The sequence below is a fragment of the Chryseobacterium sp. FR048 genome (assembly GCF_056844665.1).
The window spans coordinates 321,358-338,574 of record NZ_JBXDSE010000001.1; the positions used below are offsets into that span (position 1 = coordinate 321,358).

A 17,217-nucleotide genomic window follows, 5' to 3' on the forward strand; every position below is an offset into this window, starting at 1 on the left:
CTCCTTTTCGCTTTTTCACTTTTTTGCCTTTTCACTTTTCCGCTCTCCCACCTGTTTACCTCCTTAAAGATTCCTCCCCGTCTTCCTGTTCAGTTCTTCGAATACGCTTCCCAATTCATTAATAACATCTGTAGGAAGCATCGATTCTTTTGAATGTTTTTCCGAAGCAAATTCAGCGGCTCTTCCATGCAGCCATACCCCTAAAATACAAGTCTGTTCCCCGGAATACCCTTGCGCCAAGAGCGAGGTCAGAATTCCGGTGAGAACGTCTCCGCTTCCTCCTTTAGCAAGTCCGGCATTTCCGGTTATATTGTAGTATACGTTTTTTTCCGGGGTAACAATCTGAGTATGGTGATCTTTTAGAATAATATACAGATTAAGTTCCTGGGCCTTTTCTTTGGCCAGTTCCAGCCTTTTAAATGAGTTTTCCGTGCTGCCGAACAACCTTTCAAATTCTTTGGGATGAGGAGTGATAATTGTCTTTTGAGGAATTAATTTCAGATTCCCCGGAGATCTGGAAATAATGTTTAATGCATCTGCATCCAATACCAGCGGCTGATCATAAGTATCCAGGAATTTCAAAAATCCTTTTTCGGTATCCGGATCTGTACCAAGTCCCGGACCTATGCCGTACGTAAAGGCTGAATCATATTCAAAATCGGTTACGAAATCGTCTCCTCCTTTTATGAACATTGCCTCCGGACAGGAAGTCTGTATTATTTCATTGCCACATTTCGGTGCAAGGGTAAAAGTTAGCCCTGCCCCTGTTTTCAAAGCTGACCTGGTTGCCAGTACTGCTGCGCCGATCTTTCCATAGCTCCCTCCTACGATAGCAGCTTTACCATAATTTCCTTTATGTGAAAATTCAGGTCTTGGTTTAAAGATATGTTCAGCATCAATATCATCGATGACAAAATATTTTGTTTCTGCAATCTCCGAATATTCTTTAGCCAGATCAATATCCAGAATAACGGTCTTCCCGGTATATTTTCCGGTTTCAGGATGAAGAAAACTCCTTTTCCAGCATTGAAAACTCAACGTATAATCTGCTTTCAAAGCAACATCATTTTGAGAAGACATTTCATCAGCAGGCAATCCGGAGGGAATATCAATTGATATTTTAAGCTGTTCTTTTTGATTGAGCTGCTCTACCAGCCTCTTGTACCTGCCTGTCAGTGGTCTTGAAAGACCTGTTCCAAACAATGCGTCAATAATAACGGTTTTATCATCAAAATGATAAGATTCAATATCACTGAACTTTTTCACCGAAATTCCTGAAATATCCCGGAGTCTTTTCAGGTTCACCAAAGCATCATCAGAGAATCCCTCTTTAGGATCATGTACAAATACATCAACATCAAATCCTTTCAGATAAAGCATTCTTGCAACTGCCAGTCCATCGCCGCCATTATTTCCCTTTCCACAAAAAACCACCATTTTTTTATGATTCTTACAATATTCCGAGATCCAGCCGGCAACAGACATTGAGGCTCTTTCCATTAACTGAACGGAAGAAACAGGTTCGTGCGAAATGGTGAACTGATCCCAGCTTCGTATTTGTTCTGCAGTAAAGATTTTCATAAGACGTGATCAAACTTTTAAGCAAATTACAAAAGTTTTTTCATTACGGTGACACCCTGATAATAAAAACAGAACGGTAAGGTGAATGAAATAAAAGATCGATAAAAGGATGTTATTTTTAATAAAAAGATATGCACAAATTCAGGATAAAATTCTCTCTTTTTGAAATAAAAAACTATAAAAAGTAATGTTTTTTACATTTTTTAATTATATTTTTGTGTATATACTAATTAAAAAAATATAAATTATGGGATTTGTCAAAGAATTTAAAGAGTTTGCCTTTAAAGGCAATGTGCTCGACCTTGCTGTCGGTGTGATCATTGGAGCAGCATTTGGTAAAATTGTTTCGTCTTTAGTTGAGGATGTCATCACTCCTTTGATTTTAAATCCGGCATTAAAAGCAGCCGGAGCAGAAAACATTGCCAAACTTACGTGGAACGGGGTTGCTTACGGAAATTTTCTTTCTGCAGTGATCAGTTTCCTTTGTATTGCAATGGTTCTTTTCTGGATCATTAAACTAGCCAACAAAGTGAACAAAAAAGAAGCTCCAGCTCCGGCAGGACCTACTGAAGATCAAAAATTACTGACAGAGATCAGAGACCTTTTGAAAAACAAAAACATTCAATAGTCTACTGTTCATCAGTTTACAATAAAAAGCACCTCCTGTGAGGTGCTTTTCTTTATATATGATTTTATTTCATTACTGAATCTGTAAAATACTTGATATTTGCTCTGCCAGAGAAAGCCCGATTCTATCCTGTGCTTCCAGTGTAGAAGCTCCTGTATGTGGCGTCAGGGAAATCTTAGAATGATTAAGAATTTCTTTAGATGGCGTAGGCTCGTTGATGAATACATCCAATCCTGCAAATCTTACTTTACCGGAATCCAATGCTTCAATCAGAGCTGCTTCATCAATCACTCCTCCTCGGGAGCAGTTGACAATAGCGACTCCGTCTTTCATCAGGTCAAACTCTGTTTTACCGATCATATATCCGTCTTTCTGAGCCGGAACGTGCAATGTGATGAAGTCCGAATGTTTTAAAACATCCTGTAACGGTTCTGTTTCTATATCAACATTGATAAACTGGTTGTTGTAGAATTTCACTTTGATGCTGGCTTTTCCTACATTGTTATCTGCAGCTACTACCCGCATTCCAAGTCCTAAAGCGATTCTTGCAACTTCCTGCCCGATTCTTCCCATCCCGACAATTCCGATGGTTTTTCCTCTTAATTCGATTCCGGCAGCATACGCTTTTTTAAGTCCTGCAAACTCGGTATCTCCTACTAATGGCATTTTTCTGTTGGAGTCCTGAAGGAATCTGGCTCCTGAAAACAAATGGGCAAAAACAAGTTCTGCAACCGATTCTGAGGATGCAGAGGGAGTGTTGATCACATGGATCCCTTTTTCTCTTGCATAGTCTACATCGATATTATCCATCCCAACACCTCCTCTTCCGATAATGTCAATCGACGGACAGTTGTCTATAATATCTTTTCTTACCTGTGTAGCACTCCTCACCAATAGGGTACGGATCTTATGCTCATTAATATAATCTACTAAAAATTCCTGTGGAACTTTTGTAGTAATCACCTCGAATCCTTTTTCTGTTAATGCATCAATTCCAGATTGGTCCAGGCCGTCATTAGCTAAAACTTTCATAAATACAACTATGTTTTAAAAGTTGAAAGATTTAAAAATTAAAGGATACACTCCATTCAATTTTTAAATCTTTCGTTATATAAATTTATTCTTCGTCTTCTTTGAATACTTCAATGGTTACCTGTTTCTCTACCAGATCAGTAAATCTACCTTTATATCTTGTAGCTCTTACCAGATGGTTATCTATCCAGTGATAGTTCCCACCTCTTGGTTTACCGCAAAGCACACTGTGGTATTTGAAACCATGCTTATCCAGCCAGTCTATGGTGATTTGTTTCAGGTTTTCGGTTCTTGAGGTAAAAAAACAGATCTGATGACCTTCATCATACCATTTGTTGATTGTTTCCAGAGCGTCAGGATATGGTTCACAGGTCACCATTCTTTCCGGTTCTTCGTTGGGAACATCATCTGTAATGGTTCCGTCAATATCGATTAAATAATTTTTTATTCCGTCCTTTAGTATAGGACTAATGTGTTCTACGTATTCTAATTCCATCATTAAACATTAAGTAACAAAGTTAGCGCTTTTACAACTATCAGGCACATTAATCTTAGTTTATGTTAAAATTTTACTGCAAAAATCGTTATTTAATAAATAATATTAATATTTTATCAATGTTTTTGTTAGATATGGTTAAAAATTTTCATGAAGAGGTTGACATGGAAGGCAAAAAGGCGAAACCGTAGAATTGCAAATAGGCGTTTGCCAACGGACTTAAGCTTGAGCCATAAATAATACAGAACAAACTTTAAAAAGTGAAAATTCAGGTGTCCCATGTTGTAAGCTTGCATTTATATATAAGCATTTCCAAATCCAAGTTTCCTGATTTTATATTTAGCCATTAACTCTTTCAGCTATCTTTACCAGCATTTTATTTTGCTGTTTTACATTTTTGCCTTTTTACCCTTTTACCCGTCTACTCAAAAAACATGATGTTTATCTAAAAATTTCCAAAATACATTTATTACACTTACATTTGTAGAAATGGAAGAATTTGTAGTTTTAGTAAATCCTGAAGATGAAGTTATAGGTCTGATGGAAAAGCAGCAAGCCCACATCAATGGTTTGTTGCACCGTGCTTTTTCTGTATTTCTGTTCAACAGCAAAGGAGAAATGCTTCTTCAGAAAAGGGCCTCGGGAAAATACCATTCTCCTAATCAGTGGACTAATGCCGTATGCTCGCACCCCAGAGAGGGAGAAACTTATCTGGCTGGGGCTACCCGCAGATTGAGAGAAGAGCTTGGAATTGAAACCGAACTTTCAGAAAAGTTCAGCTTTATCTACAAAGCAGATGTAGGCGGTGGCCTTTGGGAACACGAGCTTGATCATGTGTTTGTAGGAAATCATGAAGCAGACTTCAATCTGAACCCGGAAGAAGTAGAGGAAGTAAGATTTATCTCTCCTGAAGATCTGGACAAAGAAATTTCCGAACATCCTGAGAACTTTACAGAATGGTTTAAAATCATTCTTGAAGAATATAAACACCATTTTTAATAATGAAAAAACTTCTTCTTTTCTCTGCTTTTTTATCAGGAAGCCTGTTCTTTGCACAAAAAACAATGACCTACGACAGCCCGAATTACTCCATCAATGTTCCTGAAGGCTGGAAATCTACCAATGACAGTGAGATTGTGAATATCTTTCCCACCAGCCAGATTGGAGCCATTACTATTTCTGAGTATCATGGCCTGGATCTTCCTAAAGCCGAAACGAAGAAATTTGTTCTTGCTTTGTACAAATCCGAAGATCAGGAAAATAAAGTAAAAGAAAGCCGGAGTAAAAAAGGATACACAGAGTATTATTACGAATATTTTGACCCGAAAGAAAAATTATTCTGGATTACCAGAGTCTTTCAAAAAGATAAGGAATTATACCTTGTCACCATCAACTGTGGCCAGAAATTCTGGAACGGAAACTATATGACCCTATTCAATGAGACTTTCAACAGTTTTAAAATAAAGAAATAAAAATTAAATATGAAGAAAACAGCATTGTACGACAAACATGTTTCTTTGGGAGCTAAGATCGTACCTTTCGCAGGTTTTGAAATGCCTGTACAATATTCCGGAGTAACGGAGGAGCACTTTGCAGTAAGAGAAAAAGCCGGATTATTTGATGTTTCCCACATGGGACAGTTTTTCATCGAAGGACCAGGTTCAAAAGATCTTTTGCAGTACGTAACTACCAATAATGTAGATGCTCTTGAAAACGGAAAAGCTCAGTATTCTTGTCTTCCGAACGAAAACGGAGGTATTGTAGATGACCTTATCGTTTACAAAATGGAAGATGACAAATATTTCGTTGTTGTAAATGCTTCAAACATAGATAAAGACTGGGATCATATCTCAAAATATAATACTTTCGGAGCTAAGATGACCAATGCTTCTGACGAAATGTCGTTATTGGCTGTTCAGGGACCTAAAGCTACTGAAATCCTTCAGAAACTTACTGATGTAAATCTTTCTGAAATCCCTTACTACCACTTTACGGTAGGAAGTGTAGCCGGAGAAAATAATGTGATCATTTCTAATACAGGATACACAGGAAGCGGAGGTTTTGAGATCTACTTCAACAACGAAAGTGCTGAAAAGCTTTGGGATGCTGTAATGGAAGCCGGTAAGGAAGAAGGAATTATTCCTTGTGGATTGGCTGCCAGAGATACCTTGAGATTAGAAAAAGGATTCTGCCTTTACGGAAATGACATCGATGATACTACTTCTCCTATTGAAGCTGGCTTAGGATGGATTACGAAATTTGATAAAGACTTTGTTTCTAAAGATGTGTTCGCAAAACAGAAAGAAGAAGGAGTTGGAAGAAAATTAGTTGGTTTCGAATTGACAGACAAAGGGGTTCCAAGACATGATTATCCTGTGGTAGATGCTGAAGGAAATGTAATCGGGAAAGTAACTTCAGGAACTCAGTCTCCAATGAAGAAAATCGGTTTAGGTCTTGCTTATGTAGACAAGCCTCATTTCAAACTAGGATCTGAAATCTTCATCCAGGTAAGAAACAAGAACATTCCTGCAAAAGTGGTGAAAGCTCCTTTTGTATAATTGAATATTCTTTTACATACAGAAAGCCGCGGATTATTCTGCGGCTTTTATTTTTTACAGGAAAAGTATCTTTCTTAAACCAGTTTAAGATTTATCAGAAAGTCCCTATTTATCTTTGTTCAGCTTAAAATTCCATATTAACCTGAAGACAAGATTTATTATGAAAATCAAAAATCTGCATTACTTTTCCGGAGTGACCATTACCTTATTTATAGGACTTCATCTGTTCAATCATTTATTAAGCATTCAGGGCATCAATCAACATATTGAGGTCATGAGTATATTCAGAAGTTTCTACCGCAACACAATAGTTGAAAGCCTATTACTGCTTGCGGTCATTATACAGATCATTTCAGGTCTTAATCTTGCCTTTACAAAGCGTAAGGTTGCTGTTTCAAAATTTGAGAAACTTCAGATCTGGTCCGGATTATATTTAGCGTTTTTCCTTATTATTCATGTATCTGCAGTATTAACCGGAAGATTCTACCTGCATCTGGATACCAACTTCTACTTTGGAGCAGCAGGAATCAATACTTATCCTTTTAATCTGTTCTTTATTCCTTACTACAGTCTCGCTATTTTATCTTTCTTTGGCCATATTGCTGCTATTCATTACAAAAAAATGCAAAACAATATATTGGGACTGTCTCCTTCAAAGCAATCGAAAGGAATTCTGGGAATTGGTATTCTTATAACGCTTATGATTTTTTATGGTTTTACCAATCATTTTAAAGGGGTTCAAATTCCTGAAGAATATAATGTACTTATTGGAAAATAATAAAACTGCCATGCTCAACAATTGAACATGGCAGAATATAATATAGCTTTTTATAGTTTTACCTATTGGCTTACCCCGAAAAATGACTGAAGTGCTTCTACATTCTTCTTATCGTTTCCTACAAAAATTTCTTTATCTGTCATGAAAACAGGGCGTTTTAGAAATGTGTAGTGATCAAGGATCAGTTCTTTGAAATCTTTTTCTCCTAAAGACTTCACATCCAGACCTCTCAATTTGATCTGAGTAGATTTTCTGCTGAACAAAGCTTCATAGGACTTTGTCAACTTATACATTTCCTCTAATTCTTCTGAAGTAACCGGCTGTTTTTTAATCTCACGAAGTTCCCAGTCTGTAAGGTCAAACTGTGCTAAAATCTTTCTGCAGGTATCACATGTGTTCAGGTAAAATACTTTCTTCATTACTATTCTTTATCTATTACGGTGTTCAAATTTTACACCATTATTGTTTCGTCTTTCAAAAGTAGGATTTAATCTAAAACTTTGGAAATTATTGAATAACTTTATTCAAATTTTATAAAGATGCAGAACAAACCTATTACTTTTCAGTTTATTTCAGAACCTTCAGATGTGAACTACGGCGGAAATGTACATGGAGGAAGTGTAATGAAATGGATTGACCAGGCAGGTTATGCCTGTGCCACTACCTGGAGCGGAAATTATTCTGTAACGGTCTATGTGGGAGGAATCCGTTTTTATGAACCTATCAAGATTGGTGAAGTAGTGAAAGTGGATGCTCAGGTTATCTATACCGGAACTTCCAGCATGCACATTGCCATCAATGTCTTCTCAAGAAATCTGAAACAGCCTACTTTCGATAAAAAAACCCACTGCATCATCGTTTTTGTTGCTGTAGATGAAAATGGCAAAAAGCTTCCGGTACCCAAATGGATCCCTGAAACAGAAGAAGAAAAACAACAGGAAATGTATGCCAAGCGCCTGATGGAGCTGAGAACTCAGATTGAAGATGAGATGAAACCGTTTTTGTAAGGGATGCGAGGTTCAAGAGTTTGAGTTTGAGAGTGGAAGTATTTGAGAGTTTGAGAGTTTAATGTTGTGGGATATAACTTGCAACTCGTAACCCACAACAAATAATAACTCGTAACTCGAACCCAGAAACAAAAAAATTGGCAAAAAAGAATAACCAGCAACCAGCACAAAAAAACAACCAACCACATTATATGAAACGTATTTTCACCTTAATCGCATTGCTTATTTTAGCTTTGGTTCAGGCTCAGACTCATCGGTTTATTTATCAGTTGCAATATAAGATGGATTCTACGGAAGCTCATCATGAAAAACAGAACATGATCCTGGATATTACTCCAAAAGAAGTCAAATTTTACGGACAAGATCTGGCCATCACCGATTCTTTAAATAAAAAATTCGGGATGAATTCCAGCTATACGGACATGTCCGGACAGGTAGTGAAGAGAAAAATCAATTCTTTTGACAATGAAAATTACATCAATATCAAACAGGGATACTATTCTTTTAAAACCACAGACAAAATCAACTGGATCATTTCTGATGACACTAAAAAAGTAGAAAACTATACTTTACAAAAAGCCACTACCCGATTTGGAGGAAGAAGCTGGACTGCCTGGTTCTGTAAAGATATTCCTTTCAATGAAGGTCCTTTTAAGTTCAGAGGATTGCCCGGTCTGGTCTTTGAGCTTTCGGATACCAAAAACAATTTCATCTACACCCTTGTAAAAAGCCAGAAACTTCCGGAAGTCTATTCCACCGAGAGTTTTGTAGAGGCTAACTTCGGAAATAAAGCCGTTCCGATCAATGAAAAACAAAAGCATAAGCTGGCTATGGAGTTTTACAACGATCCTTTCGCTTTTGAAAGAAATAATTTCAGCAAAAACAATAATGATTTAAAGATCAACATCAACGGAAAGGAGATTCATAATGTGGATGAACTGAATACCCAAACAAAAAATATGCAGGAAGTGATCAGAAAGTATAATAACCCGGTTGAGATTGATAAAGCAATGCATTATCCAATATATTAAACAGAAATATCATGAAATTACCAATAATAGTTACATGATTGGATTATTTTTGAATATTAATGTTGTCAGGATATTCAGTATTACATTAGTTTTTGGTGATTTTTTGTTTTTAAAAGAGGAAATTGGCGATTTTATAAGATGTTTTGGGTATTGATTATGGGTAGGATAGTTTTTTAAGTTTTGGCTGAAGCCAATGGAAGGTTTTTTATAATGAAAGCGGGCTAAAGCCCGCTCCTATTGATCTAGCCAAGCAGATATTGAGATTTAACGGCAAGATCTTTTATCTTTTATCTTTTATCTTTTATCTTTTATCTTGTATCTTGTAATCATAATTCATATCTTTGTACCATCAAAAGGAAATGGTGTTCTTCCTTACCCAACCGCTTTACAAAAGCTGATGACGCCTGATTGAGAGATTATTAATGAATAACTAATCAGGATTATTATGTCAAAAAATCAACGGACACTTGGTAAAAAAGCTATTTTTCATACTCATTTTTTCTTCAGAAGATTTCCGGCACTACCTTATATTTTAAAATGGCTGGTAATCAGCATGATCATTGGAGCTTTAGTGGGAACAGCCTCTGCAGGTTTTTTGCTTTCTCTGGAATGGGCTACAAAGTTCAGAGAAAATCATTTGTGGCTGATTGCATTGCTTCCCGTAGCAGGTTTTCTGATCGGCGCTTTATATTCCTATTGGGGGAAAGATGTTGAAGCAGGAAATAACCTTCTGATCGATAATATTCATGAGCCGAATGGAACCATTCCGTTCAAAATGGCTCCATTTGTTTATCTTGGTACAATTGTTACCCATTTCTTTGGCGGATCTGCAGGTCGTGAAGGAACAGCGCTCCAGATGGCAGGTGCTATTGCCGACCAGCTAAGTAAACCTTTTAAACTTGACAAAAGTGAAAGAAGAGTATTAATCATCTCAGCCATAGCAGCAGGATTTGGTTCGGTTTTCGGAACTCCCCTGGCCGGCGCTGTTTTTGGACTTGAAGTTTTTCTGATCGGAAGAATACGCTATAACGCCATTTTCCCTGCTTTTGCTTCAGCAATATTGGCTGATTGGGCAACCAACCTGTGGAAAGTAAAGCATACTCATTATCATATTGATCTTATTCCTAAACTGGAGTTTTTACCCATTTTGTACAGTATTCTGGCAGGTATTGCCTTTGGGATCTGTGCTGCTGCTTTCAGCAGGATTATTCATTGGATGGGCTCTCTTTTTAAATCAAAAATTAAATATCCGCCACTTCGTCCGGTGATTGGAGGAATTATTATTGCCCTAGCTGTTCTTGCGATGGGAACTACCCGATATATCGGATTGGGAGTTCCGGTTATTCTAGAATCTTTTGAAAAACAGCTTCCTTTATATGATTTTGCTTTAAAGATGATTTTTACAATCGTTACGCTTTCGGCAGGATTCAAAGGTGGAGAAGTAACGCCTTTGTTTTTTATCGGAGCTACTTTGGGGAGTGCTTTATCCCTGTTTATCCCATTGCCATTCGGATTATTGGCCGGAATGGGATTTGTGGCCGTATTTGCAGGCGCCACGAATACACCTCTAGCCTGTATGCTGATGGGTATTGAATTATTTGGAGCTGAATGCGGAGTGTATGTCGCCATTGCCTGTGTTGTTTCCTATCTTCTTTCCGGCCACAACAGTATTTATACCAAACAAAAGATCGGGGAAGCCAAAAACAGGAGGTATGAAAGTCAGCAGGACAGATCGATTTCGGATTTTTTGTAGTTAAGAGTAGAGAATAAAGAGACAAGAACCAAGAATAAAGAATAAAGAGTAAAGAATGAAGAATTGGGACTGGGGGACTTTAACAAGCAACATTATTATAGATTAACGAACTTACACAATCAACAAAAGCTATTCACTACACTCTACAACTCTCTAATCCTCCCACTCTCAAACACTCTAACTCTTCCACTCCCAAACATTCAAACTCTCCATCACAAATCCCCTTAGCTTTACAACTATAATCCGTATTTTTGCCTCATGTTCGATTACAGGTTAAAAGTTTTTCATACGGTAGCTTCCAGGCTCAGTTTTACGAAGGCTTCAGAAGAGCTTCACATTTCGCAGCCGGCAGTTACAAAGCACATCAAAGAAATAGAAACACAGCTAGGATCTAAGTTATTTGACAGGAAAGGAACTTCCATTCAGCTTACCCAAAGCGGAAAAATCCTTTATGAATATGCTGAGAAGATAAGGAACATCTATCGTGACCTGGAATTTGAGATCAGCCAGATCAATCAACAACACAAAGGAAAATTGATTATTGGCGCAAGTACCACTGTTGCCCAATATATTCTTCCTGAAATTCTGGCCAAATTCAACAGCTATTATAAAGACATCAAGATCGAACTTCTTACAGGAAATACGGAAGCCATCTCCACTCTTTTAAAAGAGGAAAAAATTGATCTGGGCATCATTGAAGGCGAATCTCAGTCTGCTTATTTTGATTATCAACCTTTCAAAGCTGATGAAATTGTATTGGCAGCTAAATCAAGTCATTCTCTAGCTCATAAAACGCTACACCTCAAAGATCTCTATGATACAGACCTGGTCTTCCGCGAACAGGGCTCCGGAACATTGGAATTTATACAAAACCGTTTAAAAGAGAAAGGGATCAACATTCATGAATTAAATACCGTCATGCAGCTAGGCAGCAGCGAAAGTATTAAAAATTACCTTCTTCATTCAGATGCAATGGCTTTTCTTTCGATCAGTACCATTCTTAATGAATTAAAAAACAATACATTGACTGTTATTGACGTCAAAAATTTCAGTATTGAAAGGGATTTCCATTTTATTCTTCCGAAAGGGGAACAGTCTGAGCTGATACAGCTTTTCCTGAGGTTTGCGGAATAGTTTTTTACAATGGTAGGTTTGTTTTTGAAAGGAAAATTTGGCGATTTTATAAAATATTGGGAGGGGTATTGTTTAAAAGCAGATATGTTTTTAAGTTTTGGCTGAAGCCAATGGAAGGTTTTTTATAATGAAAGCGGGCTAAAGCCCGCTCCTATTGATCCAGCCAAGCAAATATTGAACTTTACCGACAAGATCTTTTTACTTTTTACTTTTTACTTTTTACTTTTTACTTTTTACTTTTTACTTTTTATCTTTTCTCTTTTTTCTTTTTTCTTTTATCTTTCATATTTATAACTTATAGTTATCACACATAACAAAATACAATCAACTTTATAATACTATATTCCGGAACTTTGGTGCAGATTTTAAAAGTTCGCATTATGAAAGATTTCATTCAGCATGAAATGACACGGAAAATAGTTTTTATAGTACTGGCGGTTTTATGTTTAACTCCGTTGGTATCTTCTCCCATAGCTCTTGCACTAGGTTTTGCATTGGCCGTTTTTATCGGAAATCCTTTTGAGAAACATCTTCATAGATATATTCACCTGCTTCTGCAGATTTCTATTGTAGGACTGGGTTTTGGGCTTAAACTGGATGAAGCACTTCACGCCGGAAAGACAGGGCTGATGCTCACCGTAGTAAGTATTGTTACAGTAATGGTTCTTGGGTATTTTTTAGGAAAAGTATTTAAACTGGAAAGGCCACTTTCTTATCTTCTGTCTGCCGGAACAGCTATTTGTGGGGGAAGTGCCATTGCAGCGGTTTCTCCTATTATTAAGCCCAGTACCAAACAGATTTCTCTTGCTCTGGCTATCGTTTTTACGCTCAATTCCATCGCTTTATTCATTTATCCCGCTATCGGACATCTGCTGAATCTTTCGCAGGAACAGTTCGGGTTATGGTGTGCCGTGGGAATTCATGACACCAGTTCTGTAGTGGGAGCCGCCGGAAAATACGGAGATGAAGCTTTAAAAGTGGCAACTACCGTGAAACTTGCCCGTGCCTTATGGATCATTCCGGTTTCTGTGATCACGATGTTTATTTTTAAAAGTAAAGATTCAAAAATCAAAATTCCATGGTTCATCGGATACTTTATTGTAGCAATCCTGCTGAATACTTATTTTCCTTTTCTTGACCGTTTCAGCAGCTCAATCACTGTTCTGGCAAAATCAGGATTAAATCTCACTTTATTTTTCATTGGTTCTACGCTCTCGCTTCAGACCCTGAAAACGATAGGTGTCAAACCTTTACTTATGGCTGTGCTTCTTTGGGTAACCATCAGCGTTGGCAGTCTCCTTTACATCATCCATTAAAAACAGCAGCACCCTCTTGAAATCAAAAGGGTGCTGCCTATTAAATGTGGAAATGTTTATTTCGTATTAAAGCAAATTACATAGCTGCCTCGCCACAAGTATACACCTGCGGGCAAGCGATGTATTGAGAACAGTATTTAGGTCCTGTTACCGCTCCTGAGCAGCTGCATCCGCAAAGAGACAGATTTATTTCAATATTTGCCCAGCTGTCAAGGCCTCCTGTAATATTTTTAAGTTCCTGCTTTCTTAGTTTTTTAGCATTTTTCATAATGTTCATGTGAATTAGTTTGGATTAAACAATATAGTTTTAGTTACTTCCCAAAGTTAAACAAATATTAATTATACGCAACAAAATTTAATATAAATTTCAATAATATATTGATTTTAATCTAATTATCATATCAAAAATCAGGAATACCGCATGCCCATTTATTAAACAAATTTAAATTACCTGTAAAACCCATCTTCTTTCACCGCCTTTATAAATGATGAGTCATCTGGACTGGGAACCAAGAATTACTATTTTGCAAACCTCAATAACTTCCTTCTTCCAGCCTCCAACTTCCTTACCTAAAAAGCAAAACCTTCCGGTTTCCCGAAAGGCTTATATCAATAAAGGATATTCTCCCATTAGCAGGTCATTACCTGCAGACATCTTTTATATTTCACACAATATGACGGACCTGTCACTGCACCGGTACAGCTACAGCCACATTTCGAAAGATCCGGGATTACTTCACCCCCTACACCTCCTGTAATATCCCGAAGGTCATTTCGTTCCAACTTTTTAGCATTTTTAAAAATTTTCTGTGACATGATGATTTGATTTTGGTTAAACAATATAATGTAATCAGTTTGTTTTCATATCATTAAAACGCAAATGGCTGAAAATTATTTCATTCTGTGAATTCAAGGTCTTTGTCGTGAGTTTCCGAAATGGTCAATGAAGAATAAAAAGCAAGCCCGAATACCACCACTCCTACGATGGCTGCACTTTCCACTACTGAGAAGCTGTTTTTAAGAAAATCAAAAGCAAAGATCATGACAGGAACAAGTCCTCTTACCATATTCGGAACGGTGGTAGTTGCCGTGTTTCTGATATTGGTCCCGAACTGCTCAGCTGCCAGAGTAACAAACATAGCCCAATAGCCTGTTCCAAAGCCCAGCCATACACAAAACAGGTAATATTTCGTCTCTGTATTGGTATTTCCGAACAGCATAATGGCCACTCCGATTAAGGTGAAGATCAACATATAGAAGATCGCCATTTTACGGGATTTTAAAGCATGAGAAATAAAACCACTCAACAGATCACCCACAGAAATCCCTACGTAAGCCCACATAATTGCTTTTCCGGGGTTAAGATCCTTTATACCCAGTTCAGGCGCAAATTGATTGGCTAAAACGGCCAGAATCCCTATACAATACCAGGTGGGTAATCCTACTGCAATGCACTTTACATATCTTGTCAATCGGTCTTTATTGGTAAAAAAGGAGAGAAAATTTCCTTTGGAGACATTTTTATGCTCTATATTCTTATAAATTCCGGATTCGGAAACACTTATTCTGAGTAATAACAACAAAATCCCCATCACACCGCCGATGATATAGGAAATGTTCCATCCTCCGGCTAATTCTACCGTTAATTGGGCCACTACTGCTCCCATCAATCCAAAACCGGCCACAACGGAGGTTCCGATGGCTCTTAAATTCTTCGGCAGACTCTCAGAAACCAGGGTAATTCCGGCTCCAAGCTCTCCGGCCAACCCTACACCTGCTATAAACCTTAAACCCGCATATTGATATACTAAATGCTCTTTCGGAAAATAAGGCAGGAAGCCACAGGCAATATTGGCAAGTGAATAAACCAGAATGGAACCGAAAAGTACTGAAAGTCGCCCTTTCTTGTCTCCGAAAATTCCCCAGAAAACACCGCCAATAAGAAGCCCTACCATCTGACAGTTCAGAATGAAAGTTCCATCTGCATCCGGATTGAGCCCCAATGCTTTTAAACTTGGAATTCTTACAATTCCGAATAAAAGGAGGTCATAAATATCTACAAAATAGCCTAAGGCAGAAATGATAACGGGAATAGAGAAAATGTACTTCAGTTTTGAAGACAGGGATAGTTCTTGCATTTTTAAGTTTTGATAAAAATAAAAAACCTTTCAATTTCTTGAAAGGTTTTTATAAAATATCTTGATCCGATTATTATCTTGCAATATTCACGGCTCTTGTCTCTCTGATTACGGTTACTTTTACCTGTCCCGGATAAGTAAGCTCGTTCTGGATCTTTTCAGAGATGTCGTATGATAACTGAGAAGCTACTTCATCATTTACCTTTCCGCTCTCTACCATTACTCTAAGCTCTCTACCGGCCTGGATCGCATAAGCGCTGGATACGCCGTCGAAGCTTAATGCAGCAGATTCAAGGTCTTTCAGTCTCTGGATGTAAGATTCCAATACCTGTCTTCTTGCTCCCGGTCTTGCTCCTGAAATAGCATCGGCTACCTGAATGATCGGAGATAATAAAGACTTCATTTCAATTTCGTCGTGGTGAGCACCGATAGCGTTTACTACTTCCGGGTTTTCACCGTATTTCTCAGCCCACTGCATCCCTAATAAAGCGTGAGGCAATTCTGATTCCTGCTCAGGAACTTTACCAATATCGTGTAAAAGACCTGCTCTTTTAGCCAGTTTTACGTTTAATCCTAGTTCAGCAGCCATCGTTGCAGCGATGTTGGCAACTTCTCTTGAGTGCTGTAGTAAGTTTTGTCCGTAAGAAGAACGGTACTTCATTCTACCTACAATCTTGATCAGTTCCGGATGTAATCCGTGGATTCCTAAGTCAATGATTGTTCTCTTACCTACTTCAATGATCTCCTCTTCAATTTGTTTTCTGGTTTTTTCAACCACTTCTTCGATTCTTGCCGGGTGAATTCTACCGTCGGTTACCAATCTGTGAAGGGATAGTCTTGCGATTTCTCTTCTTACCGGATCGAAACATGAAAGAAGGATCGCTTCCGGAGTATCGTCAACAATAATTTCTACTCCTGTTACCGCTTCTAAAGCACGGATATTTCTACCTTCTCTACCGATGATTCTACCTTTCACTTCATCTGATTCAATATTGAAAACAGATACTGAGTTTTCGATAGCCTGCTCGGTTCCGATTCTCTGAATCGTCTGGATAACGATTTTTCTCGCCTCGTTTTTAGCATTCATCTGAGCTTCTTCCATGATGCTCTGAACGTGTGCCTGAGCTCTGGTTTTAGCTTCAGCTCTCATGGTTTCTACCAATTCTGCTTTTGCCTCATCGGCTGTATAATTAGAAATTTTCTCAAGAATTTCAACCTTTTTTGCGGTTGCTGTATCCAATTCCTGTTGTTTTCTTTCTAAGATCTCGTTCTTTTTAGAATAATCAGCGATCTGCTTATCTAAATCTTTTTCAAGTTTACCTACCTTGCTAAGTTCGTCATTCCATTTATGCTCCTTCTCTTTTGCTCTTTTTTCAACCTCCTGCATTTTCTTTTCACGGGACTGGATGTCTGCATCGTGTTGAGATTTCAGTTCCAGGAATTTTTCTTTAGCCTGAAGGTTCTTTTCTTTCTTTATGGATTCAGCCTGTACGTTAGCTTTTTCTATAAGGTTTTCGGCATTTTTCTTGGCATCATCTATGATGAATTTTGCTTTAGTATTCAGAGAGCTTTTGGAAAAAAATAGTCCCGCTACTGCTCCGATTACCAAACAAACAACACCTACTATAACTTCTATCATAATGTATATTGAGTTTTAATTGTATTCATATCCTTTAAAATAAAAAAGCCCACAATAATCCAGAGATTGAGAGTAAACTCCTAATCAACACGATTTGAACTGATTTCCACTGTCTGTAATCCGGAA

At 37.7% G+C, this 17,217-nt stretch carries 18 protein-coding genes and 1 riboswitch; of the genes, 10 read left to right on the forward strand and 8 right to left on the reverse strand.

The annotated features are described in order from the left end of the window. Nucleotides 1-63 precede the first annotated feature (63 nt). Nucleotides 64-1,581 carry an NAD(P)H-hydrate dehydratase gene (locus tag AC106K_RS01410; RefSeq protein ID WP_482443039.1) on the reverse strand — a complete coding sequence of 506 codons (1,518 nt, stop codon included), beginning with the start codon at nt 1,579-1,581 and terminating at the stop codon, nt 64-66. 247 nt (nt 1,582-1,828) lie between these two features. Here AC106K_RS01410 and mscL point away from each other — a divergent pair, with 247 nt between their 5' ends. Then, entirely contained in the window at nt 1,829-2,209 is a 381-nt protein-coding gene (gene mscL, locus AC106K_RS01415) for a large conductance mechanosensitive channel protein MscL (protein ID WP_047095018.1), read from the forward strand. A gap of 72 nt (nt 2,210-2,281) precedes the next feature. Here mscL and AC106K_RS01420 read toward each other — a convergent pair whose 3' ends face one another. Next, on the reverse strand, nt 2,282-3,241 hold the full coding sequence (locus tag AC106K_RS01420; protein ID WP_482443041.1) for a D-2-hydroxyacid dehydrogenase: 960 nt from the start codon (nt 3,239-3,241) through the stop codon (nt 2,282-2,284). Between the two features lie 85 nt (nt 3,242-3,326). Beyond that, nucleotides 3,327-3,737: an LNS2 domain-containing protein gene (locus AC106K_RS01425; RefSeq protein ID WP_047095020.1), complete on the reverse strand. Its 411-nt coding sequence runs from the start codon at nt 3,735-3,737 to the stop codon at nt 3,327-3,329. A gap of 489 nt (nt 3,738-4,226) precedes the next feature. Between AC106K_RS01425 and idi the strand changes: the two genes are divergently transcribed. From idi to AC106K_RS01445, 4 genes are all read left to right on the forward strand, one after another. Further along, entirely contained in the window at nt 4,227-4,736 is a 510-nt protein-coding gene (gene idi, locus AC106K_RS01430) for an isopentenyl-diphosphate Delta-isomerase (protein WP_482443042.1), read from the forward strand. 2 nt (nt 4,737-4,738) lie between these two features. Next, entirely contained in the window at nt 4,739-5,209 is a 471-nt protein-coding gene (locus AC106K_RS01435; RefSeq protein ID WP_482443043.1) for a hypothetical protein, read from the forward strand. Nucleotides 5,210-5,218: 9 nt separating this feature from the next. Then, the gene (gene gcvT / locus AC106K_RS01440; RefSeq protein WP_482443044.1) at nt 5,219-6,295 is read left to right on the forward strand and encodes a glycine cleavage system aminomethyltransferase GcvT; all 1,077 of its coding nucleotides are present in this window, start codon (nt 5,219-5,221) and stop codon (nt 6,293-6,295) included. A gap of 160 nt (nt 6,296-6,455) precedes the next feature. Then, nucleotides 6,456-7,073: a hypothetical protein gene (locus AC106K_RS01445; RefSeq protein ID WP_482443045.1), complete on the forward strand. Its 618-nt coding sequence runs from the start codon at nt 6,456-6,458 to the stop codon at nt 7,071-7,073. A 62-nt stretch (nt 7,074-7,135) separates the two neighbouring features. Here the strand turns inward: AC106K_RS01445 and AC106K_RS01450 are convergent, their stop codons facing one another. Further along, nucleotides 7,136-7,492: an arsenate reductase family protein gene (locus tag AC106K_RS01450; RefSeq protein ID WP_185287973.1), complete on the reverse strand. Its 357-nt coding sequence runs from the start codon at nt 7,490-7,492 to the stop codon at nt 7,136-7,138. A gap of 120 nt (nt 7,493-7,612) precedes the next feature. Here AC106K_RS01450 and AC106K_RS01455 point away from each other — a divergent pair, with 120 nt between their 5' ends. The 5 genes from AC106K_RS01455 to AC106K_RS01475 all read left to right on the forward strand — a co-directional run bounded on the left by AC106K_RS01455 (nt 7,613) and on the right by AC106K_RS01475 (nt 13,314). Then, nucleotides 7,613-8,080 carry an acyl-CoA thioesterase gene (locus AC106K_RS01455; RefSeq protein ID WP_065397256.1) on the forward strand — a complete coding sequence of 156 codons (468 nt, stop codon included), beginning with the start codon at nt 7,613-7,615 and terminating at the stop codon, nt 8,078-8,080. Nucleotides 8,081-8,271: 191 nt separating this feature from the next. After that, on the forward strand, nt 8,272-9,111 hold the full coding sequence (locus tag AC106K_RS01460) for a GLPGLI family protein (protein ID WP_482443047.1): 840 nt from the start codon (nt 8,272-8,274) through the stop codon (nt 9,109-9,111). A gap of 346 nt (nt 9,112-9,457) precedes the next feature. Continuing rightward, nucleotides 9,458-9,525, forward strand: a riboswitch (Fluoride riboswitch). 31 nt (nt 9,526-9,556) lie between these two features. Next, nucleotides 9,557-10,864: a voltage-gated chloride channel family protein gene (locus AC106K_RS01465; RefSeq protein WP_482443048.1), complete on the forward strand. Its 1,308-nt coding sequence runs from the start codon at nt 9,557-9,559 to the stop codon at nt 10,862-10,864. A 258-nt stretch (nt 10,865-11,122) separates the two neighbouring features. Further along, nucleotides 11,123-11,998 (forward strand): LysR substrate-binding domain-containing protein, encoded by an 876-nt coding sequence (locus AC106K_RS01470; protein WP_482443049.1) that lies wholly within the window; start codon nt 11,123-11,125, stop codon nt 11,996-11,998. Nucleotides 11,999-12,378: 380 nt separating this feature from the next. After that, nucleotides 12,379-13,314 carry a YeiH family protein gene (locus AC106K_RS01475; RefSeq protein WP_482443050.1) on the forward strand — a complete coding sequence of 312 codons (936 nt, stop codon included), beginning with the start codon at nt 12,379-12,381 and terminating at the stop codon, nt 13,312-13,314. Between the two features lie 76 nt (nt 13,315-13,390). Here the strand turns inward: AC106K_RS01475 and AC106K_RS01480 are convergent, their stop codons facing one another. The 4 genes from AC106K_RS01480 to rny all read right to left on the reverse strand — a co-directional run bounded on the left by AC106K_RS01480 (nt 13,391) and on the right by rny (nt 17,091). Beyond that, a complete protein-coding gene (locus tag AC106K_RS01480; protein ID WP_482443052.1) occupies nt 13,391-13,591 on the reverse strand; it encodes a hypothetical protein in 201 nt (66 codons plus the stop codon). A 353-nt stretch (nt 13,592-13,944) separates the two neighbouring features. Further along, nucleotides 13,945-14,130, reverse strand: a complete 186-nt coding sequence (locus AC106K_RS01485; protein ID WP_482443053.1) for a hypothetical protein — start codon at nt 14,128-14,130, stop codon at nt 13,945-13,947. Between the two features lie 80 nt (nt 14,131-14,210). Beyond that, entirely contained in the window at nt 14,211-15,452 is a 1,242-nt protein-coding gene (locus tag AC106K_RS01490) for an MFS transporter (protein WP_482443055.1), read from the reverse strand. 73 nt (nt 15,453-15,525) lie between these two features. Continuing rightward, entirely contained in the window at nt 15,526-17,091 is a 1,566-nt protein-coding gene (gene rny, locus AC106K_RS01495; protein ID WP_482443057.1) for a ribonuclease Y, read from the reverse strand. Nucleotides 17,092-17,217 lie beyond the last annotated feature (126 nt).

Coding starts and splice junctions, on each gene's coding strand:
- AC106K_RS01420 (WP_482443041.1), bottom strand. CDS start 3,241: ATGAAAGTTTTAGCTAATGACGGCCTGGACCAATCTGGAATTGATGCA.
- AC106K_RS01450 (WP_185287973.1), bottom strand. CDS start 7,492: ATGAAGAAAGTATTTTACCTGAACACATGTGATACCTGCAGAAAGATT.
- AC106K_RS01490 (WP_482443055.1), bottom strand. CDS start 15,452: ATGCAAGAACTATCCCTGTCTTCAAAACTGAAGTACATTTTCTCTATT.
- AC106K_RS01460 (WP_482443047.1), top strand. CDS start 8,272: ATGAAACGTATTTTCACCTTAATCGCATTGCTTATTTTAGCTTTGGTT.
- AC106K_RS01410 (WP_482443039.1), bottom strand. CDS start 1,581: ATGAAAATCTTTACTGCAGAACAAATACGAAGCTGGGATCAGTTCACC.
- idi (WP_482443042.1), top strand. CDS start 4,227: ATGGAAGAATTTGTAGTTTTAGTAAATCCTGAAGATGAAGTTATAGGT.
- AC106K_RS01470 (WP_482443049.1), top strand. CDS start 11,123: ATGTTCGATTACAGGTTAAAAGTTTTTCATACGGTAGCTTCCAGGCTC.
- mscL (WP_047095018.1), top strand. CDS start 1,829: ATGGGATTTGTCAAAGAATTTAAAGAGTTTGCCTTTAAAGGCAATGTG.
- rny (WP_482443057.1), bottom strand. CDS start 17,091: ATGATAGAAGTTATAGTAGGTGTTGTTTGTTTGGTAATCGGAGCAGTA.
- AC106K_RS01435 (WP_482443043.1), top strand. CDS start 4,739: ATGAAAAAACTTCTTCTTTTCTCTGCTTTTTTATCAGGAAGCCTGTTC.
- gcvT (WP_482443044.1), top strand. CDS start 5,219: ATGAAGAAAACAGCATTGTACGACAAACATGTTTCTTTGGGAGCTAAG.
- AC106K_RS01445 (WP_482443045.1), top strand. CDS start 6,456: ATGAAAATCAAAAATCTGCATTACTTTTCCGGAGTGACCATTACCTTA.
- AC106K_RS01480 (WP_482443052.1), bottom strand. CDS start 13,591: ATGAACATTATGAAAAATGCTAAAAAACTAAGAAAGCAGGAACTTAAA.
- AC106K_RS01465 (WP_482443048.1), top strand. CDS start 9,557: ATGTCAAAAAATCAACGGACACTTGGTAAAAAAGCTATTTTTCATACT.
- AC106K_RS01485 (WP_482443053.1), bottom strand. CDS start 14,130: ATGTCACAGAAAATTTTTAAAAATGCTAAAAAGTTGGAACGAAATGAC.
- AC106K_RS01425 (WP_047095020.1), bottom strand. CDS start 3,737: ATGGAATTAGAATACGTAGAACACATTAGTCCTATACTAAAGGACGGA.
- AC106K_RS01455 (WP_065397256.1), top strand. CDS start 7,613: ATGCAGAACAAACCTATTACTTTTCAGTTTATTTCAGAACCTTCAGAT.
- AC106K_RS01475 (WP_482443050.1), top strand. CDS start 12,379: ATGAAAGATTTCATTCAGCATGAAATGACACGGAAAATAGTTTTTATA.